This window comes from Algoriphagus marincola DSM 16067, from assembly GCF_000429405.1.
GTDB classification, from domain to species: domain Bacteria; phylum Bacteroidota; class Bacteroidia; order Cytophagales; family Cyclobacteriaceae; genus Algoriphagus; species Algoriphagus marincola.
The window spans coordinates 363,014-385,316 of the sequence record NZ_AUBU01000006.1 but is presented as its reverse complement, the minus strand read 5'-3'; the positions used below and the strand labels follow the sequence as shown (position 1 = coordinate 385,316).

Below are 22,303 nucleotides of genomic sequence, written 5' to 3'. Positions count from 1 at the left end.
CATCTTATATTTAGGATATTGAATTCCTTAATCTCATTTTCTATTTCGATGAAAAACTCAACTAAAATTGGATGTACCTCTCTGCTACTCGCCTTTGTCTTTGCATGCGGAGGGAACGAAACACCTGAACCCAACCCAACTCAAGGCTCAATAAGCGGCTCGGTTTTTCTTTATGATGAAAGCTCCAATCGAGTGTCACCTGAGGGGATGAGGATAGTTCTTGAACAGACATCTTCCACGGAACTATCCTCCTCAACCAATTCTGAGGGGAAATTCTCGTTTGAAAATATTCCTTTTGGGACCGTGAATCTGCGATTTGAAAAAGAGGAGTATGGGACTTTTAGAATCAACAACTTCTCCCACCAATCACTTTCTACTCCAATTACCAATATTCCTTCTTTAGGTAAAAAATCATCCACTCAGATTACAGAATTGGAGATTGTTCCGGGAATCAACTCTTTCACAGCTAGAGTTTCCACTAGCCCAGCTGGAAATTCCTCGAATAGGCGATATATCCGCTTTTTCTTTTCTGCGGACAACGATGTTTCCAATGAAAACTATCAAGCATTTTCACCGATTTTTATTTCTCAAGAAAACCCATTCGAGAGGGCTTTCAGTCGAAACGAACTCAATGAATGGGGATTCAATCCTGAAGGAAATTTCTACGTTCGGGCATACGGTGAATCCTTCTGGTCAAATAATTATGATGATCCAAGCACTGGCAAAACCATTTTCCCCAATCTAAATCCAACTACTGTAGCTGCAGAAATGGTATCCGGATTTTAATCCGAACAAACAAAAAAACCGCCCAAACGGGCGGTTGCTTGCTTTAAAGATTCAAATTTGAATCTGAACCTATTCAATTCCAGCAATCTCATCCTCCACATGGAAGAAAGACTCGTCTTTTTGAGGAAGAGATGATTCTCCCATCAGGAATTCATCCACTTTCACAGCAGCCTCTCTTCCCTCTGAAATTGCCCAGACTACTAAAGACTGACCTCTTCGCATATCTCCAGCTAGAAATACCTTTGAGTTGCTGCTTTGGTAATTCTTGGATTTTGGAAGGGTATTTTCCATGGTATCTACTCCAAAAGCTTCCAAAAGACCATTTTGGGCAGGTCCGGTATAACCAATAGCCAAGAATGCCAAATCACATGGAACCACTCTCTCTGTTCCGGCTATTTCTTCAAAGGTCATTTTACCATCTTTCTCCATCCATTCGATATCCACTAACTTCAGACCGGTGACTTCCCCGTCCTCATTTCCAATAAACTCTTTGGTAAGGATGGAGAAAATTCGCTCAGCTCCTTCCTCATGGGAGCTAGAAGTCTTCAAAGTCATCGGCCACTCCGGCCAAGGATTGAGAACAGTTCGCTGCTTGGGTGGCTTGGGAAGTAATTCCAACTGTGTGATCGAAGCTGCTCCATGCCTATTGGAGGTACCTATACAGTCACTTCCGGTATCGCCACCACCGATTACTAAGACATGCTTTCCTTTTGCAGAAATTGGGTTTTCCTGGATTTCTCCTCCGATTACCTGATTCTGTTTTCCAAGAAAATCCATCGCAAAGTGGACTCCTTTTAGGTCAGATCCTTTGATATTCAGTGCACGCGGCTGTTGAGCTCCCGTAGCAATCAAAACTGCATCAAAATTTCGGAGAATATTTTCTGCCTTGATATTGAAACCCACATCGGTATTGCAAATGAAAATCACACCTTCCTGCTTCATCAAATCGATGCGGCGATCGATTACCCACTTTTCAAGTTTGAAATCCGGGATCCCATATCGGAGCAATCCTCCCGGCTTTGCATCCTTTTCAAAAACAGTAACCTCATGCCCCGCTTGGTTAAGCTGATCGGCTGCTGCCAGTCCCGCCGGTCCCGAGCCAATCACCGCTATTTGCTTTCCAGTTCGGGTTTGGGGAGGATTAGGCTGAATCAACCCTAATTCATAAGCCTTTTCGGCAATATTCTTCTCGATTAACTCGATGGCAACTGGGTCCTTATTGATCCCCAAAACACAACTTGCCTCACATGGAGCGGGGCAGATTCTCCCTGTAAACTCGGGAAAATTATTCGTGCTTTTCAAAATTTGAATTGCCTGCTCCCATTCTTGATTGTAAACCGCGTCATTAAACTCCGGAATTACATTTCCCAGCGGACAGCCCTGATGACAAAAGGGAATACCGCAATCCATACAGCGTGCTGCTTGATGATTGAGCTTTTCCTCAGGAAAGTCCTCATAGATTTCTTTATAATCTCCAACCCGCTCTTTGGGGTCTCTACTGATTGGCAGCTCTCGCTGAAATTGTAAAAATCCTTCTTTCGCTCCCATCTTATGCCAATGTTTTTGATTGTTCTTTTGCTCTTTTTTCCAATACCGCCTTGTAATCCCTCGGAATTACCTTGATGAATTTCAGGCTTTGCTTTTCCCAATCGTCTAGAAATACTTGACCAAGCTGACTACCAGTAAGCTTCACATGCTTTCTCAAGAACGATTGGATGGTCTCTATATCCTCTTTGGTAAGCGGATCTACATCCACTAATTCAGGGTTGATTTCTGTGATAAAATCTTGAAGTATGTAGGCGATTCCTCCACTCATACCTGCAGCAAAATTCCGTCCTACCTCGCCAAGGTTAATCATCAGTCCACCGGTCATATATTCACAACCATGATCACCGATTCCTTCCACGACGGTCTTTACTCCGGAATTTCTCACGCAGAAGCGCTCCCCACCCTTTCCATTGATAAATGCCTCCCCAGAAGTCGCTCCGTAAAAAGCCACATTACCGATGATGATATTTTCCTCTGGTTTGAATCGGGCATTTCTGCTTGGATAGACTGTCAATCTTCCTCCGGAGAGTCCTTTTCCGAAATAGTCGTTAGCCTCTCCTTCTAATTCAAAGCTGACTCCTTTGGTCAAAAAACCTCCAAATGTCTGTCCTGCGGATCCGGTGAATTTGATCTGAATCGTATCATCCGGTAAACCGGGACTGCCATAGATTTTGGAAATTTCGTTGGAAAGCATCGCTCCCACGGCACGATCTGTATTTTTGATTTGAAATGCCCCTGTGACCGGAATTCCCTGCTCTAAAGAAGGTTTTGCCGATTCAATTAGCTTGGTATCCAATACTTCGGACAAGTCCCAATCCTGATCGATTTGCTTGTGAATACCTACATGATCGGGCACCTCCACTTTGTGGAAAATCGGTGATAAATCTACTTTGTCCCACTTCCAGTGATTCAGATGTCCGGTAGACTGAAGGACATGACTTTGACCAACCATTTCATCCACCGTGGCAAAGCCCAAAGAGGCCATGATTTCCCGAAGATCCTGGACTAGGAAGTGGAAATAATTCACCACATGATCAGGATCCCCGGTAAATAGCTTTCTCAACTCCGGGTTTTGTGTAGCAATTCCAACAGGACAAGTGTTCAGGTGACACTTTCGCATCATGATACAGCCCTCGACCACCAAAGCAGCGGTAGAAATACCCCACTCTTCTGCACCAAGTAAAGTAGCAATTGCCAAATCTCTTCCTGTACGGACCTGACCATCAGTCTGCAATACAACTCGGCTCCGAAGATTATTTTTCACCAAGGTTTGATGAGCTTCAGAAAGCCCAAGTTCCCAAGGTAGGCCCGCATGGCGAATGGATGAAAGTGGCGATGCACCCGTACCTCCATCAGCTCCAGAGATCAAAATGACATCTGCCATTGCTTTTGCTACACCCGCAGCAACAGTACCAACACCGGCCTGGGAAACTAATTTCACATTGATTCGAGCCTTTCGATTGGCATTTTTCAAATCATAGATCAACTGAGCCAAATCTTCAATCGAATAAATGTCATGGTGTGGCGGCGGGGAAATCAATCCAACACCAGGAGTCGAATGGCGCACTCTTCCTATCCAATCATCTACTTTATGCCCCGGAAGTTGACCTCCTTCACCTGGCTTGGCTCCTTGGGCCATTTTAATTTGTAATTCGTCTGCGTTTGCCAGATAGTTACTCGTCACTCCAAAACGACCTGAGGCCACCTGCTTGATAGCAGATCGTTCCCAATCACCATTTTCTTTACGCTCGAATCGAATTTCGTCTTCTCCTCCCTCACCCGAATTACTTTTCGCACCAATCCGGTTCATGGCTATCGCCAAGGTGGTGTGAGCCTCATGGGAAATCGAACCAAAGGACATGGCTCCAGTAGCAAAGCGACGCAAAATGGACTCTGCAGGCTCCACTTCTTCGATCGGAATAGAAATTCGCTTCTTGAACTCAAAAAGCCCTCTTAAAGTCAGCGCATCCTTGCTTTGCTCATTGATTTTAGATGCAAATTTTTTGTAAATACCGTAATCATTCAGTCTCGTAGACTTTTGAAGCAAATGGATCGTCTCAGGGTTGAATAAGTGTTTTTCTCCCTTTCGCTTCCATTGATATACCCCTCCCGTTTCCAAAATCGGGCTATTACTATGATAAGCTGCTCGATGACGAATCAAAACCTCCTCCGCAAGCTCATCAAAAGAAACTCCGGAAATTCGGGAAATAGTCCCTTTGAAACATCGATCAATCACCTCAGGCCCCAATCCAATCGCCTCGAAAATCTGAGCTCCTTGATAGGACTGAAGCGTAGAGATTCCCATTTTCGAAAGCACCTTTAGCAATCCTTTGCCAATGGCTTTTTGATAATTTGAGAAAAGCGCCTTTCGGTCTTTGATCTCAGGGAATTGTCCTTTCTCATACATGGAAAGTAAAGATTCCAATGCCAGATATGGATTGATGGCCGAAGCACCATATCCAATCGCTGTCGCAAAGTGATGCGTCTCTCGAATATCACCTGACTCTAAGACCAATCCAGCCTTGGTCCGGATTTTCTTTTTCACCAAATGATGATGAACTGCTCCAATAGCCAATAAAGAAGGAATAGGAGCCCATTCTTCATCACTGTTTCGGTCAGAAATAATGAGAATATTTTTTTTCGCTGCAATGGCTTCTTCAGCTGCTTTGCAAAGGCTATCCAAGGCCTCAAGTAGTCTTCCCGGCTGATGATCTGCCTTAAAATGTGCAAACAGCTTCTCGGAACGATAGCCCTGAGATTCCATGTTTTGAATCTTCTCAAGAGACTCATTCAGCAGTACCGGTTGAGAAATATGGATCTGCCGGGTGTGCTGCGGACTTTCTTCTAAAATATTGTAACCTTCCCCAATTCTGGTGAAAAGAGACATCACCAATCGCTCTCTTATCGGATCAATCGGCGGATTACTAACCTGCGCAAAAAGCTGTTTGAAATAATTAGCGATATGCTGGCTCTGCTTGCTCAAAACCGCCAAAGGAGTATCTGCCCCCATCGACCCCAACGCTTCCTGCCCATTACCTCCCATGGGAGCAAGGACCACTTTGAGTTCCTCGGAAGTGTACCCAAAGACTGTTTGGCATTTCTTGATGTTTTCAGTGGAGTATGGATGAGTCAAGACCTCCGGATCAGGCTCAAGACGCAGCTTAATTCGCTGTTCATTGACCCATTTTTCATAAGGCTGACTCTGACAGATTTCAGACTTAATGTCCTCATCAAATCTTACTTTTCCTTGTTTCAGGTCTGCCAAAATCATTTTCCCGGGACTGATTCTTCCCTTTTGAACAATGGTAGCTTCCCGGATAGGCAAAGCTCCAGCTTCGGAAGAAAGCACCAATCGCTCGTCTTTCGTAATGAAATAACGAAGTGGGCGAAGTCCATTTCGATCCAAGGTCGCACCTACATTTTCCCCATCGGTGAATAAGAGTGCTGCCGGACCATCCCAAGGCTCAACCAAGGAGGCATGAAACTTATAAAAAGCCTTTCGGTCTCTATCCATGACCTCATTGTCCTGCCAAGCTTCCGGCACGAGCATCATCATGGCATGGGAAATGGACCTTCCGGAAAGTGACAGCAGCTCGACCATGGCATCCAAATTAGCTGAGTCCGAATTCAACTTATTGGTGATCGGCATCAGCATCTGAAGCTCTTCGTCCGAGAAGAACTTAGACTTCATCAGCGTCTCTTTGGACTTCATTTTATTCAGGTTTCCCCGAATGGTATTAATCTCTCCATTATGGGATAAGCATCTAAAGGGCTGTGCCAGACGCCAATTTGGGAAGGTATTGGTAGAAAACCTGGAGTGTACGATCGCAAATGCGGATTCGATCTTGCTATTCTGTAGATCTTTGTAAAAAGGTAAAACTTGATCTGTACGAAGCTGCCCTTTATAAATAAGTGTTTTGCTACTCAGCGAAGCAAAGTAAAAAGACTGGTTTACACCCGGAATATTCTGATTGATATGAGTAGTCGCATGGTTTCGTAAAACATATAATTTACGCTCCAAATCCAATCCCGTGAGTCCCTTTTTATGCTTGACAAAAAGCTGCTCAATATTTGGCATCACTTCCAAAGCGCCTGAACCCGGTACAGTCTCATCAACGGGTACTGGCCGATAGCCTATCAGCTCAAATCCAAGCTCATCGATGATGGTATTGAGCTGTGCTTTTGATTTCTGAAAAAGCTGCTTATTTCTGGGAAAAAAAGTCATCCCCACTCCATAAGAACCCTTTTCTGGTAATTCTATTTCCGTCCTTGCTGTGATATCCTTCAAAAAATCGTGCGGGACTTGGATCAAAATCCCTGCTCCGTCTCCCGTTTTGGGATCTGAGCCTCTTCCTCCCCGGTGTTCCATATTGCTCAACATAAACAACGCATCACTGATCGTTTCATGCGTCGCTTGAGCTGTCAAATCCACCACCGCTCCGATACCACAGGAATCATGTTCCAGATCGGGACGGTACATTCCATTTTGCATATATTTTACGATTTAATAGGTTCAAAATTTTCGAAAAATTACTAAAAAATTTCCTTTTTTTAAAATAAAGGCAATAGATCACCTTTATAGGTGATTTATTTTTTAGAAAATCAATTTTTTTTGAATTTTCGGCAATTGAATTTTTAAATAAAAAATAAACCCAATTTCAATAAATTGATCTATTTTTTGGAAAATACGGGTAAAAATTAAACCAGTTTTTGGAAAAAAATCAAATTAGTCAGACAAACAGGTTTATTGGTGATTTTTTAAAAAAAATTTATCTACAAATAATCAGATGACTTCTTAAACTGAGTACAGTCTAATTATTCAACAAAATTTTATTTTGCTAAAATGGAAATAAGCCGAATTAAGCTCAATCAATATTCTCACCTATCCCATCCTTCTCACTATGTCTGATGTGGACTTTGACTTTCTTGATTCGACGAGTATCTACAGCTAAGATGGTAAATTCAAAATTTTCAAAACCGATTTTGGTGCCGTTCTTGGGAAGTTTACTGTTCAGCTCAAGTAATAAGCCTCCTAGAGATTCACTTTCGCCTTTTACCTCATCAAAAATCTGTGAGTCAAGCTCGAGCTTTTTGCAAAAGTCATTTAATGAAATCTTTCCTTCAAAAATAAAGGTCTGAGGATCAAGCTCCTTAAAGAAAAAGTCATCGGCATCATCAAACTCATCATTGATCTCTCCTATGATTTCCTCAATCAAGTCCTCTAAAGTCACCAAACCTGAAGTGCCGCCATATTCATCGACGACGATGGCCATATGCACCCGCTTTTGTTGAAAATCCTTCAAGAGGGAATCAACCTTTTTGTTTTCGGGCACAAAGAAACTCTTCCGGATAAGCTCTTGCCAAGCAAAATTCTCATCCCGCTCGATGTAAGGCAATAGGTCCTTGATGTATAATATCCCCTGAATATTGTCAATAGTCTCATGAAAAACCGGGATTCTGGAATAGCCACTTTTATTGATTTTATCCATGAGTTCATGAAAATCCATCTCTGTATCGACAGCTGTGATTTCCATTCGGCTTCGCATCACCTGACGCACCGTAAGCGTTCCAAAATTCACGATACCTTTCAAGATCTCACGCTCCTCAGTAGGGGTATCCTCCGTGGTAAGCTCCAAAGCCTGATTCAATTCCTCCACCGAAAGCGTGTAACCTCTCTTTTCAATCCGTCTCTCAATAAGGTTGCTGATGGACATTAAGAAAATGGAAATTGGCTTCAATACAGAAGCAAAAAGATTCATGGTTGGGGCCATTCCAAGGCTAAATTCCTTTCTAGCTTTATTGGCATAGACCTTAGGGACGATTTCCCCAAAAAACACAATGGCAAATGTAATTCCGACGGTCTGTACCAATATGACAATGATGCCAGTGGTATTCATCCCGAAAATAGTCCACACCACAAAGGTTGTCAGGGTCACAATGGCGATATTGATCATGTTGTTCAGGATCAATATGGTGCTCAGTAATACCTTCGGACGCTTGAGCAAATCAAGAACTGTCTTGCTTTTCGGAGTATCTTGATTGTACAGATCATCGAGGTCGTCATTATTTAATGAGAAAAAAGCAACCTCAGAACCTGATACCAGGGCAGAACAAATAAGCAAAAGGATAAAAATCACTCCGTTGATTAGGAGGTAAGTAGGGCTGATTTCAGCGATTTGAGCGAGTAAGTAGGCACTCGGGTAAGGGTCGTCCATGGACAAAACACGATGGTTAGTGCAAAATTACAAAATCCCCTGAATATTTCAGGGGATTGAATTAAAACGGAAGATCATCATCATCGTCGGACGGGGCTGAGATATCTGGTGCTGCCTCGGCTTTTGTTTGATTTGCCATTGGATTTGAAGCAGGTTTATTTTCAGAATAGCCTCCAGGGGCTCCTCCGCCCGGATTATCTGACTTGGAACCGAGCATGGTAAAGCTTAGCACACGAATCTTGGTCCGCTTCCGGTTATTCCCCTCTTGGTCTTGCCAGGTATCAGACTTTATTTTTCCTTCTACATAGAGCTGCATTCCTTTTTTAAGGTATTGCTCGGCAATTTTCGCTTGTCCGCCCCAAAGCTCCAAATCATGCCATTCGGTCTGTTCCACCCGGTTTCCGTTTCGGTCTTTGTAAGACTCTGTGGTTGCGAGTCGAAGATTGGCTACCACATTATCTCCTTCTAAATACTTGACTTCTGGGTCCGCACCGAGATTTCCCAAAAGAATAACTTTATTAACTCCTGCCATGATTTATTTGCTTGTTTTTGATTGAAAATTGAAGTTAATCAAAAGCCCTGATCGGTCAAAAAATTAACAATCAACTTGGGCTTAGCGAGGTATTCGATTTTTTCCTCCTCTACTAATAGATATCCTTCTTGCTCAGCCCAATTCTCAAGACTCGAACGGTTTTCATCTGGAATTTCAATCTCGGAAAATTCTGCATGCAGGCGCTGATGTGACAGAATATGTCGGTATTTTTTGGGAAACTTCTTTGGTTCACCAGCTTTCAGCGGAATGGCTAAGCCTTCTTCTAGCGAATCCTTCTCCTTTTCGATCAGCGGAAAATCAAACAGGCCTTCCCAGATATCTCCGGAGCTACGTTTTTTCCAGACCCAACTTTCTCCACAGCGAATGACAAAATAATGAAGATGCCTGTCCCGAACTTTAGTTTTATTGATTTTGACTGGAAGATCATTGACGAGTTGATTATTGAAGGCAAAGCAAGAGCCTTGAATCGGGCAATTCGCACAGTCGGGTTTATTGGGCACGCAAAGCCTTGCCCCAAAATCCATCATCGCCTGATTGTATTCAGCGGGATTGTCCTGAGGGATCAACTGATCGGCCAATTCCTGAAATTCCCGCTTCCCTTTTCCGCTGGCAATGTCTGTTTCGATCCCGAAAACTCGGGCAAGCACCCGGAATACATTTCCATCTACTACCGCTTTGGCTTCAGAAAAAGCAAAACTCGCTATCGCCGCTGCCGTGTAGGTCCCCACCCCTTTAAGTTTTAAAAGCTCCGAATACGAATTGGGAAACTCTCCTGCCCTTTCAAACCAGATTTGCTTGGCACAAAAATGTAGGTTTCTGGCCCGACTGTAATATCCCAACCCTTGCCATAGTCTCAGCACTTCTTCCTCAGGCGCCTCTGCCAGATCTTTGACCGTAGGATACTGTTCCACAAACTTGTAATAATAAGGTAGGCCTTGCGCCACTCTGGTTTGCTGCAAAATGATTTCCGAAAGCCAAATTTTATAGGGATCAGTGGTGCCTCTCCAAGGTAATTCTCTTGGATTTGCGCGATACCACTTGAGAATTTCTTTTGAAAAGACTTGATTATCAGTTGATTTAAAATTCATTTGCTAAGAATAGGTCCAGCACAAAACTGGTTAATTTTTATGGATTTGTTTTTTAATTGAGCAGGTTCTCGTACATTTGCAGTCCCAAAAACACTTGGTTAATAGGTTGTTAAGCTTATTTAATAATTTCTAAATCTAAATCACCGTGACAAAAGCAGAAGTAATCACCAAAATCTCGGACATGACCGGGATCCAAAAGGATGATGTTACCCAGACAGTTGAAGCGTTTTTCAGCGTGGTCAAAGAATCCATGGCTGAAGGCGAAAACATTTATGTAAGAGGCTTTGGTAGCTTTATCAACAAGAAAAGAGCGAAAAAAATCGCTAGAAATATTTCTAAAAATACTGCCATTGTCATCGATGAGCATTACATCCCGGCTTTCAAGCCTTCAAAGGTGTTTATCGAAAAGATCAAAAGCAGTGACAAAATTAAAGAATTAGCTCCACAAGAATAGGTCTTAGGAGAAATTTGAAATGAAAAAAACACAGCTTATCCTCATTGTCGTCGGCCTTTTGGCAATTGCAGGGCTTTATTCCCTCCCAAAATTCGTCGTGGACAATGAGGGGCAAGCTGAAACAGCTACAGCACAGTCTTCTGCTGAAACTGCTTCCGACCCTGCCGCTATGCATGAGGCAGAGTTAAGTGAGGAAGCCGAAAGAAGTCTTGCTGTGTTGCGATCCAAAGTAAGCAGTGAAGAAATTTCCCTGGAAGAACTGGAGCAAATGGCTGAACTTTACAAAGAAAAATCCTTGTACGACAGTGCGGGGTATTTTCTATCTTTGGCGGCAGAGCGATCTGATGAGATTTCTTGGGACGAAAAAACCGGTAATGCCTATTTTGAGGCTTTTACCTTTGCCTTGAATCCTGATAAAGTCGAAGCTACCGCCCAACTCGTCCGAGAGTATCTCGGCACTGTGCTGGAAAACGATCCGGCACGCAGTGATTTGAAATCAAAAATAGCCATGACCTATGTGTCATCTTCCAATCCCATGCAAGGCATTATGATGCTTCGGGAGATTCTGGAAGAAGACCCTCAAAATGAAGATGCGCTTTTCAATATGGGCATCCTATCCATGCAGTCCGGACAGTATAAGCGGGCCGTGGAGCGATTTGAGGAGCTCATTAACTATCACCCTGACAATCTTCAGGGGCAGTTTTACTTAGGTGTAAGCTATTTCGAAGCCAATCAAAGAAATAAAGCAAGGGCTCAATTCGAAGCAGTGAAGGACATGACACAGGATGCGATGATTCTGGAAAGTGTGCAAAGCTACCTGGATAGGCTCTAAATAAAATTGTATCACTTTAAAACAACAAGACTATGCCTTGCGGAAAAAAAAGAAAAAGACATAAGATCTCTACGCACAAGCGTAAGAAAAGACTAAGAAAAAACAGACATAAGAAGAAGTAATACACTTCTTCTTATACCCGTTTTTAGACAAAAACACACGTTCATTTACATAGTATAAGACTAGATTTTGAGTACGGAATTGTTAATTGATTCTGCTCAAAACGGAAGTCGGATTGCCCTCCTTCAGGACAAAAGCTTGGTTGAACTGCACTCAGAAGGTGTAGACAATCAGTTTAAAGTAGGAGACATCTACCTTGGCACGGTAAGGAAAATAGTCAATGGGCTGAATGCAGCTTTCATTGATGTCGGCTACGAAAAAGATGCCTTCCTTCACTACCAAGACATGGGTCCCAATATTCGAAGCTTGCAGAAGTTCACTAAAATGGTGCGCAACAACAATTATTCGAATTACAACCTGAAGGGCTTTGAAAACGAGCCGGAAATAGACAAGATTGGAAAGATTTCTAACATCCTGTCTAAAAATAACCAAGTGCTCGTACAGGTTGTCAAAGAACCTATTTCAACGAAAGGCCCCCGACTATCTTGTGAGCTCTCTCTTCCTGGTCGCTACCTCGTTCTCGTTCCATTCTCAGATACAGTCAATGTATCCAAAAAAATTCGGAGCAGTGACGAGAGAAAAAGGCTTTTGAGGCTTATCACTTCTATCAAACCTGCCAACTTCGGAGTAATCATCCGTACTGTGGCCGAAGGTCAATCAGTCACCGAACTGGACAAAGACCTTCGAAACCTTCTCAACAATTGGGAAGAAGGGATGAAAAAGCTGCTAAAAGCCAAGAGTCGCGACAAAATTATTGGAGAGATGAGTATGGCCTCCTCACTAGTGAGAGACCTGCTCAATGAATCCTTCGATGCAATCACCGTAGAAGAAGAATCTACCTACGATCAGATTAAATCCTACATCAGGACAATAGCTCCTGAAAAAGAAAAAATTGTCAAGCTTTACAACGGTAAAGCTAAATTATTTGAAAGTTTTGGGATCGAAAAACAGATCAAAAGTCTGTTTGGACAGACGGTCAGCTTACCACAAGGAGGCTATGTGATCATTGAGCACACAGAAGCGCTCCATGTCATTGACGTCAATAGTGGCAATAAATCCAATCAGGAAAGCGACCAAGAATCTACCGCTTTGAAGACCAATATGGTTGCAGCCAAAGAGATCGCAAGACAGCTCCGCCTCCGGGATATGGGAGGTATCATCGTAGTCGATTTTATCGATATGAAGCGGGCCGAAAACAAAAAGGCCATCTACGATGCGATGAAAAACGAGCTAAAGGCAGACCGGTCCAAACACACCGTGCTACCGCTGACAAAATTCGGATTGATGCAAATCACCCGTCAGCGTGTTCGTCCAGAGGTCAATATTGTCACTAAAGAAGTTTGCCCTGCCTGCAATGGCACCGGCAAGATTCAAGCTTCCATTTTGGTGGCGGACAAACTGGAGAAAGACCTGGAGCACCTGCTGACTATGCAGAATATAGCTAAAGTCCAAATCGGACTGCATCCATATCTGCATGCCTACTTTACCCAAGGCATCATGAGCCGAAGGGTCAAGTGGTTTTTCAAATATTACAAATGGATAAAACTGATCAAAGACTCTTCCCTACCGGTGACGGAATACAGATTCGAAGATGAATCTGGAGAGGAAATAGAACTAAAAGTAAAAAGCGAGACTGAATAGGTCTCGCTTTTTTTATCATTTCATTTTTGAAAAATCCAGTCTTACAAAACCCACTTTTTCTTCTACTCCTAAATTTCCAATGGAATAATAGAATCCAACAGGCGTAGAAAAGCCATTTCGATTTTCAGGCATATCGACTTCACCTAGTTTTTCGAAATCTTCATCCAGCACCACCAATTTCACCTTGTAAGGGCCCTTTATTTCACGCACAGCCTCTGGCCAGAGGCCCGTAATTACCTGCCTCAGATACACTTTTTGCACTGGATCAAAAGTTACCCAAACATACCTACCTGAGTTATGGTCCGGCAAAAACACCGTATACTCACCTTGCTGCTCTGTTCTTCCTTTTAAAATTTCAAGCCGCTCATCGGTTGATGCATCCACCCATTGGCTTCTGTTTTTAGATATCACAAGCAAACTATCCATGACAGAAAAGGAGACTAATAAATCCCCACTTGTAGAATTATAGTAATGACTGTAAGGTCCAAGATTGGGATCATCATAGTACTCCTTGAGTTTTTCTGGAAAAGAAAAAGAAATGTGACTGCTGGTCTGATCATCGAGATTATATCGCAAGATCCAGTTTTGATAATCCATAATTTCCTCCTTCAAAACGAAAGGGACATCTGCGATAAGCAATTGATTTCCGGTTTTGGAAATTGGATTATTGGGAACGGTAGTATAATTCACATACAGCCGTTCGGATGGAACACCTGGCAATTGCCATCGGGAAACTACTTCTCCCTCGAAATTTGCCTGAATCAACTTGGTCTCCGCATCTATAACAAAGATTCCTTCTTTGGTAATAAGGTGTTTGAAGGGACTATCCCCTACTCCATCTGGACCTTCCCGCATATAAAACTGCTCCAACACTTTCTTGCCTTCTGGAAAGCTCCATGCAAGCAATTGCCTATTTTGAAAATCGAATAAATAAGCTCCGGAGTCTGTCTCCATATAAGTCAGTGACTGAGAAATATTGGCTACGCCTTCATCCTTTTCCAATACCAAGGTATCCGTCACCAAATCTTCAAAATTGAAGTTTTGACTTTTCTTTTCCATGGTTGAGCATGAAAAAGTAATTGCGGCACAGAGTACCCCAGCAATAATTTTTCTTATCATAGTTAGTTTGATAAATTCAAAGATTAAAGTTTGATAAACTCAAAAACTGACCAATTTTCCAACACTCTCAAGTCCGTATCACTTCCGAATAAGGGATCTCTCAGCATCAACTTTTCTACTCGGATTTGATATCGACCGGGAGCTAAAAAACTGACATCAAGCAGGGACTGATAAACCCGCTGTCCTGCTCCTGCAAGGCGGTACTTGGCCCAGCCATTGACCGAAATAAGCGAATCATTCACATAGATTCGGTGAAGATCCGCTGTCTGATTTAGTTCGTGCCAACCCAAGGAATCAAGGCTAGAAGAAAAGTCTCTATTGATGATTTCCATCATCTTTTGATCCCCTTCATATCGTGCTATTCCCAATCGTAAATGTTGACCTTCAACTGCCTCATTGGCTAGAAAAGCTCTTGGGAAACGCTTCCCCGCATTGTGATCTGATTCAAAATACAGATTCTTGGCAGGCCACTCTACTTCATGATCAAGCATATTTCGCTCGTTAAAAAACAAGGTGAAGTCTCTCACATCAGTCACGATGATAGGAGCAGCAAGTATAAAAATCAACAAGATATAGCCGATGGAGTACCACTTTCCAATATTACTCTGATAGATCGCAGAAATGGAAGAAACGATCGAAGTAGAATACCAAGACTTGAATTTGGTCTTCTTTTTTGTCATCATCAGTAGAGCAAAAACAAGTAGTGTAATCATGAAAAAGAGATAGATCTGAATAAAGGTAAAATCCAACCACAGATACACTGCCACCAATATCCCTAGGTATAATGTGATAATTAAAAAAATGATGGATAGGGACACAGGAAAAGCAAAAGTGCTACTACAGATCCGCTCCAACCGAAGCACCATGGAGTCAGGCTGCTGGTAATCATAGCCTTGACCAGTCTTGAAAAGCCGCTCCTGAATTACTCCTTTCGGGAACGCATAACTCAGTCCCAGCAATCCTGCCCACATAAACCGAAGAGCCAAGTGAACCACAAAAAAAATCTTAAACACACTGATAATGGCCGTCAAGTAAATTAAAATGAGCCAACTCAACATACTGTTTACCCCGGCTTCCTGAATCAAAAAGGCGGCGAATTCATAGACCCGAGATGGAAAGGCAAACAAAAAGGCCAAGATGATACCTGAAATAATGACCTCCGGCTCCCAGCTATTTCGCTGCAACTGCTCGAGCCAGGAGAGCTCCTCATTCTTTCTGCTACTATCCGGATTGGAATTCATAGCTAAAAGTTAAGTCCTAGACTCTATATATCCCAATCATTGATCAAGCCAAGCCTTAAATTCACTCACTTTTTCCCTACTGACAAGAATATCAGAATCTTCACAAGCCTGTAATTTAATCTTAAGGCGACTGTTGGAGTAGGTGAATACCGCTTCGATCGCTTCCAAAGAAGCGAGGTATTTGCGATTCAGCCTGAAAAAACGAGTTGGATCAAGTTGACTCTCCGTATGCTCCAAAGTCTGATCAATGACATACTTTTTGCCAGCCCAGGTCTTCAAAAAAGTCACTCGCTCTTCACTGAAAAAGAATGCTACCTCATCTAACGACACACTTTGTATTTTGTCTCCAAAACTCACCAAAAATCGGGATTTGAAGCGTATTGATTGGGGTTTGAGCAATTGCTCGAGAAGTCGTCCGTCTAGCTGACTAGGAAGCTGGTTTTTCCGATACTTATCGACCGCCCGAGCCAATTCTTCCGGATCGATAGGCTTGAGCAGGTAGTCTACGGCATTTACTTGAAATGCTTTAATCGCATACTGGTCAAAGGCCGTGGTGAATATTACAGGTGAAGAGACTGGGTTTTTCTGAAAAATCTCAAAACTCAGTCCGTCTGCCAATTGAATATCACAAAAAATTAAATCCGGCTCTGAATGTTCAGAAAGCCAACTCAGCGCCGAACGAACACTATCCAAATTTCCTTCAAATTCTGCTGAAGGAAAATGGATTTTCAGCAAAGAAAGAAGCCTCTTCGCCGCAGGGTTTTCATCTTCAATGATCAGTATTCTCATTGCTCAATCTTTATCAAAGGTAGGATTACTAAAAATTCGCTTTCACCTTTTTTGATGGTAGGAGCCTTTGCATTGAGAAGCTTATAACGCTTCAAAATGTTTTCTAAACCTATTCCTGTGGAACTTTCCTCAACCTGATTTTTGAGTTGTAGCGTATTACTTACCCATAGTTCATTCCCCTTTTGGCGAATATCGATAAACAAGGGGTTTTCCTTGGAAGCCACGTTATGTTTTATGGCGTTTTCGAGAAGCAACTGAAGAGATAAAGGTGGTAAATAAAACTGCTGTCCCTTTTCCTCCTCCATTCTAAATTGAAGGTTTTCTTCAAAGCGGATTTTCTGTAAATCCAGAAAGTTTTTAGCAAAGTCCAACTCCTTTTCCAAGGAGACTAGCTCCTCTTGCTGCACTTCTAGCACATAGCGGTAGATTTTGGAGAGTTTTTGGATAAAAGCAGCAGACCGATCGGCATCTTCATAGACTAGATTGGTGAGGACATTCAAGGAATTGAAGAGAAAATGAGGGTTAAGTTGATCCTTGAGACTTTGATATTGACTGGCAAAACGCTCCGCTTTCAATCTCTCAGCTTCCACGGCTGATTTGCGCCACTCACCCAGCCAAGACCAAGTGGTAAATATTGCCATGATGATCAGAGCCACCTGCATGGGGAAAGCAGTCAAGCGGAAAATCTCACCCCAAGGGATATTCTGTATCGCTAATTGCCCAGTCAGCCAAGCAAAGACAAAAACAAATACGAAGGAGACCAGGAAGGAATAAGCCATGTAGATGCCAACCGTGGCGAATAGCCTTCCAAAAGGATAAACCACCCAAGGGATCTTCCGATCGAGCCAGCGAATTATCACCGTACCTCCATAGCTTAAGGCTGATGAAATACAAAATGAAAAAGCAAAATCGGGAAATATTTGCTTTAGCCCTTCCAGAGATAAAAAGCAACTGGGGCAGGTGCTCGCCATCAGTACGAATGCAATGAGCAAATTGATCCAAATAAAAGGACCCACTCGGGTAAAGAGCTCTCTGTGTGTCTCTGGTTTGTTTAGCTCGATTTGCATTGGTGGAAATTAAGAATAAAACCCAAACCAATGAACTACTGCTGGAGCATATTCATCAGCTTGGGTATTCTAGTTGGTTTTATTGGCAGTTTTCAATCAGTGCTTTTGCAGTATTTGCTCCCCATGTTGGTAGCAAGTAGTTCTCATCTACTTTTTGCGATTCTTTTCGGAAAAGCTCCTCGGCCATTCGGGCCATACCACAGGCTTTTTCTGGACCTTGACCAAAAAACTCCGCCATTCCCAATTCCATCTGTGCCATCAAAACCACTGCACGTGGGTTTGATCGATCCTGACCGATAGCCGTCCCATAAAGTTGCATCACTTGTGGGCTGAGGTTTTGCCCTCTGGAGACGGGGTCGACGGATACTTTTCCCATCAAGGCATATCCATGCAATGCAGTCAACTCAGAATTATTTGGTGATATTTCCTTTGCTTTTTGTACGAGGTCTATTGCCTCATCAAAGTATGCGTCCTTGTCCACATCAAAGCGGAAGGCAGTTTCAATTTTTGTCAGCGCAGCATAGTAGAGGGGTAACCATTCTCCAGATTCTGCCTCGAAAATTCTCAGAAAGGAATTGCTCACTTCCTGGGCCGATTCAGGGCTGTCAATTTGCTCCATAGCCTGAATTTGCGATTTAATAGCAGTCTCAAAGGCTCCATTGGATTGAGAAAATGCTGAAAATGAAATAAAGACGAAGGCGAAGATTAGATTAAAGATTTTCATAAGAATTAGATTTAGAGGTTATTTAATTGATTTGCGTTTTTGTCTTTAGAAAGGGTCAGAAATATGCCTAAGAATAGGAATCTTGGCGCAGGCTGACCGATAGCTCGGGATTCATAGACCCCTTGAGCATTGGGGGTAGTGGAGAAATCATATCCGAAAATATTTTCCCGCCCCAGCACATTGGTGATCGCACCGTGGATAATCAGATTAGGACGGGGCAGGTAGCTCCAGCTAAGGCTTAGATTTTGAAATCCAGGTGTTTTACTATTCATCTCACCTGGAAGATTAGGATTGGTATATGCATAGCCGTCATTCACTGCGAGACTGGCTCCCAATTGAGACTTAAGACCGGTGACAAAGTGCTTTACTACCACAGAAAGATTATGCTTGGGAGCAAAGCCAGGCTGAACCTGGGTGGTGAATTGCTCAAAGCTTCGCTTGCTGTCTACAAAGCTGTAAGTCACCCAATAGTCTGTGTTCTTTAGGGTTTGACGATCACGGAAGAATAAATCAAAACCTCTGGCAAAACCGCTTCCTTCATTTCGAAGATTCACAGGAGCCATGGGTACACCTTCAAATCGGATCAATTCATCGTATTCCTTGTGAAAAGCTTCTGCTCGGAATGTAATACCATCCTTATTCCAGAAATAATTCAAAATCAAATGATCAGCCTGTGTATTTTTCAAGTCATTGTTTAGGACTCGATAATTCTCCAATGGGGCTTGGGAGAACTTTCCAGCTGCCAATGAAACTTGACCATTTTCGGATACTTGATAGGCAAAAGAGACACGCGGATCCAGCCATTTTTCCTCGGAAAGCGAACTTAAGCCCCCTCGAAGCCCACCGCGTACCACTAATTTTTTGCTGAGATACCAATCCCACTCGGTGTATAAGTAGGTCTGGCCATCTTGAAAGCTGCGCTCCAGACCTTGCAAAGGAAGCCCTTCGGCATAAGTGTTGAAAAAGTGCTCCACTCCTAGTTTCATGGATACCCGATCTGAAAAATCCCGGATGGTAGATGCTTTTAAGTGAGCCAATTGATTGTCTCGCGTAGTCTGAATAGTATCAAAAGCAATCTCATCTGAATTGGCGGAGATAGAAGCTCCCAAAAACCAAGTCCAACCCTTTGGGCTAATTTTAGACCAATTACTTTGAGCATAGCTGTACTGATTTCGCAGGTCAATCAATGGTCCTGCCCCTTCCTGCCCTGGCTCAGGCTGGCGGATTTTCATACCTCCCGATTCTGTCCGGCCTAAAACCTTCAAGAGTCCATCTTTGCCGAGCTTCTTCTGTGCCGCCACTTCTAAGTCCCATCCAAACGGAGCTCTTTCAAAGTCAAAATCCTGCTTGACCAATCCTTGATATGGTGAGAGATCAAAATAATTTCCCGTGAGGGTAATACTCTGCTCCTCATTTGCTAAGGTGTGCGAATAGCCGCCACCAACCGACATCAGGCTTAAATCTCCCTGATTTCGGATGGAAAGATCTTTGGTGTTCAAGGCTAAAGCCGAAGAAAGGGCCTGCCCGTATTCTGCCGAATAGCCTCCTGTAGAGAAAAATGTTCCTTTGAAAAGATTGGGATTGAAACGGGTGCGGGTCGGTACATTTCCAGCGGTAGTCCCGTAGGCATTGGCCACTCGAAGGCCATCGATATATATTCCTACCTCACTCGCATCCCCTCCTCTTACAAAAAGTCGTCCGTCATTTCCTACAGCACTCGTACCAGGCAATGTCTGAAGGGCTCCGACAATATCTCCCACAGCACTGGGTGTGGTAACGATATCCAAGGGTCGGAGTACGACCGATTTTTTCTCATCGGAAGCCTCCATCGCTCCAGCGGAAATCGTGACTCCACTGATGTCTGTGATGGATTCCCTTAATTCCTGATCAGGTATTTGCAAGGATTCCCCTTCAACCGCTACCGGGATTTCTAGGGTTTTGAAACCCATCAATCGAAAAACCAATACCTGCATTCCGCTCTTTTTGGTACTGAATTCAAACTCTCCCTCTACTCCAGAAGTCGTCCCGTCATAGCTTCCTTTGAGCAAAACATTGACTCCAGGGAGAGGTATGCCTTTTTCATCCAATATTCTTCCTGAAAGAATTGTCTGTCCAAAGGCTAGGCCTTGAAGTAGAAACAGGTAGCAGAAAAGTGTCAGTCGAAGGTTCATAGCGAATCGTATTTGATCCAAAAATGAACTCCGAGACTGGGTTCAGGAAATCAACCTGACTGAAGTGTAGAAATCTGAGACTGAACTGTCAAAAATTGAGACTGAAAAATATCACTTTTAGGCATTTACTGTTTCAAAAACCTCTAAAATGCCTAGCATTAAAAAACAAATGCTTATCTTTAACGTTAGTATCTTTATTCGTTAGCATGATTGTTTCATTTGGTTCAAAGGATACGGAAAAAATATGGAACGGAGAGCGCGTTCAAAAAATACCAGCTGAAATTCAGAAAATCGGTAGAAGGAAATTGAGAATGATCAATAACTCTCAAAACTGGTCTGACCTGAGAATTCCTCCATCAAATAAGCTTGAGAAACTGAAAGGTTCAGATTTTTTTAGTATTCGAATAAATGACCAATGGAGAATTGTGTTTCGTTGGATAGACAATGGTGCTCATGATGTAGAGATAATGGACTATCATTAAAAAAAGAAAATTAAAATGGAAAGACTACCAAATATTCACCCGGGAGAAGTTTTGCTTGAGGAGTTTCTACATCCACTAAATATCACAGCGTATCGACTATCAAAGGACACAGAAATCCCTCAAACCCGAATTTCACAAATCATCAAAGGGAAAAGAAGAATTACTGCTGACACCGCACTTCGATTAAGCTCCTATTTTGGTAACTCTGCGAACTTCTGGCTAGGGCTCCAAGATGATTATGATATCGAGGAAGCCCGAATAAATAATGAAGACTTATTGGAAAGGATTAAGAAAAATGCCTCAAAACAAATGGTTTAATCTGGAAAAAGCGATGAATCCATCCCAGGTACTATCCTTAGCGCATTTTTATAATAGACCTTTTTGAGTACCTCATCAGGAAGATTCAGACCATACATTCGCCAGAAGGCATGATACTTTTTGTAATAGGGAAAATATTCGTCAGCGGTCTCCAACACTCGGAAGTAGGTATGAAATTCCTCTGGATTGTAGGCATCTTTTCCAAATAGTAAACGATCCTGATTTTTAATAAAAAACTCCCGCGCTCTTCTCGGCTGTCTTCCGAATTCGGCAATGACAGCTCCGATTCCAAAATTGACATTAGGATACTTTGCCAGATGAGCTTCAGCTTTGTCCAGGTCATTAGCCATCCAGCCCATGTGAGCATTGATAAAGGTCGTATTCGGATGCTTTTCGAAGACATGATGCTGCTCAGCAATGATTTGCTCGAATGGGGCAGGATCTGTAGCAGATCGCTGACGGCGAGGATGGGTTTTGAGTTCGAGCCAACGCTCATTATTAGCATCCATCGGCTGCCAAAACTGAGCGGGATCCGCAGAGTGAATCAATACGGGAATTCCCAGCTCACCTGCTTTGGCCCAAACAGGATCCAAATCCGGATGATCAACAGGCACACGGTTGCCTTGGATGTCTGTCACATTTAAACCTAGACTTTTGTAAATCTTCAAGCCTACCGCTCCAGCAGCTACATCTTCTTCTAGTTCCTTGAGGGCAATGCGGCTCCAGTTCTCATCTCCAAACCCTGCAAAATTCAGGTTGGTAAAGACCATAAATCTTCCCGGAGCAAAAGTTTCAAACTCCTTGAGCATCCCACGGATATACTCTTGCTGGCTATTGGAATCACCTCTGCCAAATCCTCTACCACTTAGATTGACAAGAACTCCCATGTTCAATTCCTTCATGTCCGAAAGAAGCTGATCAATTTTCTCTTTATTGACACCACCCTGATGACTGTGGATATCGACGAATGGAAACTTGGCCCGGGTGACGATGGTCTCCTCTACTTTTAAGGTGGATGGCGGATTATATTCTTCAAAGCTCATCTCTTGCCCCTGAGCAATTCCAATAGCACTTGATAATAAGACCACCGAAAGCAGGATTCGAAAGATTTTTTTCATAACAGTTTCAAATAGATTTGGGGAAAGAGTTAAAAAA

The 22,303-nt window shown here is 42.9% G+C and carries 18 protein-coding genes; 6 read left to right on the top strand and 12 right to left on the bottom strand.

The features are described 5' to 3' along the window. Positions 1–48: 48 nt before the first annotated feature. Positions 49–786, top strand: a complete 738-nt coding sequence (locus G457_RS0110200) for a hypothetical protein (RefSeq protein WP_051260780.1) — start codon at positions 49–51, stop codon at positions 784–786. Between the two features lie 69 nt (positions 787–855). On the opposite strand, the gene G457_RS0110195 is transcribed toward G457_RS0110200, so the two are convergent. From G457_RS0110195 to mutY, 5 genes are all read right to left on the bottom strand, one after another. Further along, on the bottom strand, positions 856–2,334 hold the full coding sequence (locus G457_RS0110195; RefSeq protein ID WP_026946389.1) for a glutamate synthase subunit beta: 1,479 nt from the start codon (positions 2,332–2,334) through the stop codon (positions 856–858). A 1-nt stretch (position 2,335) separates the two neighbouring features. Continuing rightward, positions 2,336–6,826, bottom strand: a complete 4,491-nt coding sequence (gene gltB, locus G457_RS0110190) for a glutamate synthase large subunit (protein ID WP_026946388.1) — start codon at positions 6,824–6,826, stop codon at positions 2,336–2,338. 373 nt (positions 6,827–7,199) lie between these two features. Continuing rightward, positions 7,200–8,549 carry a gliding motility-associated protein GldE gene (gene gldE, locus G457_RS0110185; protein ID WP_026946387.1) on the bottom strand — a complete coding sequence of 450 codons (1,350 nt, stop codon included), beginning with the start codon at positions 8,547–8,549 and terminating at the stop codon, positions 7,200–7,202. A gap of 61 nt (positions 8,550–8,610) precedes the next feature. Continuing rightward, entirely contained in the window at positions 8,611–9,081 is a 471-nt protein-coding gene (locus tag G457_RS0110180) for a single-stranded DNA-binding protein (protein WP_026946386.1), read from the bottom strand. Between the two features lie 38 nt (positions 9,082–9,119). Further along, positions 9,120–10,190 carry an A/G-specific adenine glycosylase gene (gene mutY, locus G457_RS0110175; RefSeq protein ID WP_026946385.1) on the bottom strand — a complete coding sequence of 357 codons (1,071 nt, stop codon included), beginning with the start codon at positions 10,188–10,190 and terminating at the stop codon, positions 9,120–9,122. Positions 10,191–10,335: 145 nt separating this feature from the next. On the opposite strand from mutY, the gene G457_RS0110170 reads away from it, so the two are divergent. The 3 genes from G457_RS0110170 (at position 10,336) to G457_RS0110160 (ending at position 13,237) form a co-directional block, all read left to right on the top strand. Further along, complete coding sequence (locus G457_RS0110170; RefSeq protein ID WP_024284423.1) at positions 10,336–10,644, top strand: HU family DNA-binding protein; 309 nt, start codon at positions 10,336–10,338, stop codon at positions 10,642–10,644. A 19-nt stretch (positions 10,645–10,663) separates the two neighbouring features. After that, positions 10,664–11,476 (top strand): tetratricopeptide repeat protein, encoded by an 813-nt coding sequence (locus G457_RS0110165; RefSeq protein WP_026946384.1) that lies wholly within the window; start codon positions 10,664–10,666, stop codon positions 11,474–11,476. A 189-nt stretch (positions 11,477–11,665) separates the two neighbouring features. After that, positions 11,666–13,237, top strand: coding sequence for an Rne/Rng family ribonuclease (locus G457_RS0110160; protein WP_026946383.1), 1,572 nt, complete (start codon positions 11,666–11,668; stop codon positions 13,235–13,237). Between the two features lie 15 nt (positions 13,238–13,252). Here G457_RS0110160 and G457_RS0110155 read toward each other — a convergent pair whose 3' ends face one another. From G457_RS0110155 to G457_RS0110125, 6 genes are all read right to left on the bottom strand, one after another. Continuing rightward, a complete protein-coding gene (locus G457_RS0110155; protein WP_026946382.1) occupies positions 13,253–14,296 on the bottom strand; it encodes a DUF4221 family protein in 1,044 nt (347 codons plus the stop codon). 83 nt (positions 14,297–14,379) lie between these two features. Then, positions 14,380–15,597 carry a hypothetical protein gene (locus G457_RS0110145; RefSeq protein ID WP_026946381.1) on the bottom strand — a complete coding sequence of 406 codons (1,218 nt, stop codon included), beginning with the start codon at positions 15,595–15,597 and terminating at the stop codon, positions 14,380–14,382. A gap of 36 nt (positions 15,598–15,633) precedes the next feature. After that, complete coding sequence (locus G457_RS0110140) at positions 15,634–16,386, bottom strand: LytR/AlgR family response regulator transcription factor (RefSeq protein ID WP_026946380.1); 753 nt, start codon at positions 16,384–16,386, stop codon at positions 15,634–15,636. Next, the gene (locus tag G457_RS0110135) at positions 16,383–17,453 is read right to left on the bottom strand and encodes a sensor histidine kinase (RefSeq protein ID WP_026946379.1); all 1,071 of its coding nucleotides are present in this window, start codon (positions 17,451–17,453) and stop codon (positions 16,383–16,385) included. Before G457_RS0110135 ends, G457_RS0110140 begins: the two co-directional genes overlap by 4 nt. Before the next feature lie 79 nt (positions 17,454–17,532). Then, the gene (locus G457_RS0110130) at positions 17,533–18,177 is read right to left on the bottom strand and encodes a hypothetical protein (RefSeq protein ID WP_026946378.1); all 645 of its coding nucleotides are present in this window, start codon (positions 18,175–18,177) and stop codon (positions 17,533–17,535) included. Positions 18,178–18,188: 11 nt separating this feature from the next. Beyond that, on the bottom strand, positions 18,189–20,348 hold the full coding sequence (locus G457_RS0110125; protein WP_026946377.1) for a TonB-dependent receptor: 2,160 nt from the start codon (positions 20,346–20,348) through the stop codon (positions 18,189–18,191). Between the two features lie 206 nt (positions 20,349–20,554). On the opposite strand from G457_RS0110125, the gene G457_RS0110120 reads away from it, so the two are divergent. Further along, complete coding sequence (locus G457_RS0110120; protein WP_026946376.1) at positions 20,555–20,830, top strand: type II toxin-antitoxin system RelE/ParE family toxin; 276 nt, start codon at positions 20,555–20,557, stop codon at positions 20,828–20,830. A gap of 15 nt (positions 20,831–20,845) precedes the next feature. Next, the gene (locus tag G457_RS0110115) at positions 20,846–21,148 is read left to right on the top strand and encodes a HigA family addiction module antitoxin (RefSeq protein ID WP_026946375.1); all 303 of its coding nucleotides are present in this window, start codon (positions 20,846–20,848) and stop codon (positions 21,146–21,148) included. On the opposite strand, the gene G457_RS0110110 is transcribed toward G457_RS0110115, so the two are convergent. Further along, positions 21,145–22,266 (bottom strand): amidohydrolase family protein, encoded by a 1,122-nt coding sequence (locus G457_RS0110110; protein ID WP_026946374.1) that lies wholly within the window; start codon positions 22,264–22,266, stop codon positions 21,145–21,147. The genes G457_RS0110115 and G457_RS0110110 overlap by 4 nt on opposite strands. Positions 22,267–22,303 lie beyond the last annotated feature (37 nt).

What these genes read in the sequence shown, in the direction of transcription:
- G457_RS0110120 (WP_026946376.1), top strand. Translation starts at nt 20,555, where the DNA reads ATGATTGTTTCATTTGGTTCAAAGGATACGGAAAAAATATGGAACGGA.
- G457_RS0110165 (WP_026946384.1), top strand. Translation starts at nt 10,664, where the DNA reads ATGAAAAAAACACAGCTTATCCTCATTGTCGTCGGCCTTTTGGCAATT.
- G457_RS0110135 (WP_026946379.1), bottom strand. Translation starts at nt 17,453, where the DNA reads ATGCAAATCGAGCTAAACAAACCAGAGACACACAGAGAGCTCTTTACC.
- G457_RS0110155 (WP_026946382.1), bottom strand. Translation starts at nt 14,296, where the DNA reads ATGGAAAAGAAAAGTCAAAACTTCAATTTTGAAGATTTGGTGACGGAT.
- mutY (WP_026946385.1), bottom strand. Translation starts at nt 10,190, where the DNA reads ATGAATTTTAAATCAACTGATAATCAAGTCTTTTCAAAAGAAATTCTC.
- G457_RS0110195 (WP_026946389.1), bottom strand. Translation starts at nt 2,334, where the DNA reads ATGGGAGCGAAAGAAGGATTTTTACAATTTCAGCGAGAGCTGCCAATC.
- gldE (WP_026946387.1), bottom strand. Translation starts at nt 8,549, where the DNA reads ATGGACGACCCTTACCCGAGTGCCTACTTACTCGCTCAAATCGCTGAA.
- G457_RS0110140 (WP_026946380.1), bottom strand. Translation starts at nt 16,386, where the DNA reads ATGAGAATACTGATCATTGAAGATGAAAACCCTGCGGCGAAGAGGCTT.
- G457_RS0110130 (WP_026946378.1), bottom strand. Translation starts at nt 18,177, where the DNA reads ATGAAAATCTTTAATCTAATCTTCGCCTTCGTCTTTATTTCATTTTCA.
- gltB (WP_026946388.1), bottom strand. Translation starts at nt 6,826, where the DNA reads ATGCAAAATGGAATGTACCGTCCCGATCTGGAACATGATTCCTGTGGT.
- G457_RS0110200 (WP_051260780.1), top strand. Translation starts at nt 49, where the DNA reads ATGAAAAACTCAACTAAAATTGGATGTACCTCTCTGCTACTCGCCTTT.
- G457_RS0110110 (WP_026946374.1), bottom strand. Translation starts at nt 22,266, where the DNA reads ATGAAAAAAATCTTTCGAATCCTGCTTTCGGTGGTCTTATTATCAAGT.
- G457_RS0110125 (WP_026946377.1), bottom strand. Translation starts at nt 20,348, where the DNA reads ATGAACCTTCGACTGACACTTTTCTGCTACCTGTTTCTACTTCAAGGC.
- G457_RS0110180 (WP_026946386.1), bottom strand. Translation starts at nt 9,081, where the DNA reads ATGGCAGGAGTTAATAAAGTTATTCTTTTGGGAAATCTCGGTGCGGAC.
- G457_RS0110145 (WP_026946381.1), bottom strand. Translation starts at nt 15,597, where the DNA reads ATGAATTCCAATCCGGATAGTAGCAGAAAGAATGAGGAGCTCTCCTGG.
- G457_RS0110115 (WP_026946375.1), top strand. Translation starts at nt 20,846, where the DNA reads ATGGAAAGACTACCAAATATTCACCCGGGAGAAGTTTTGCTTGAGGAG.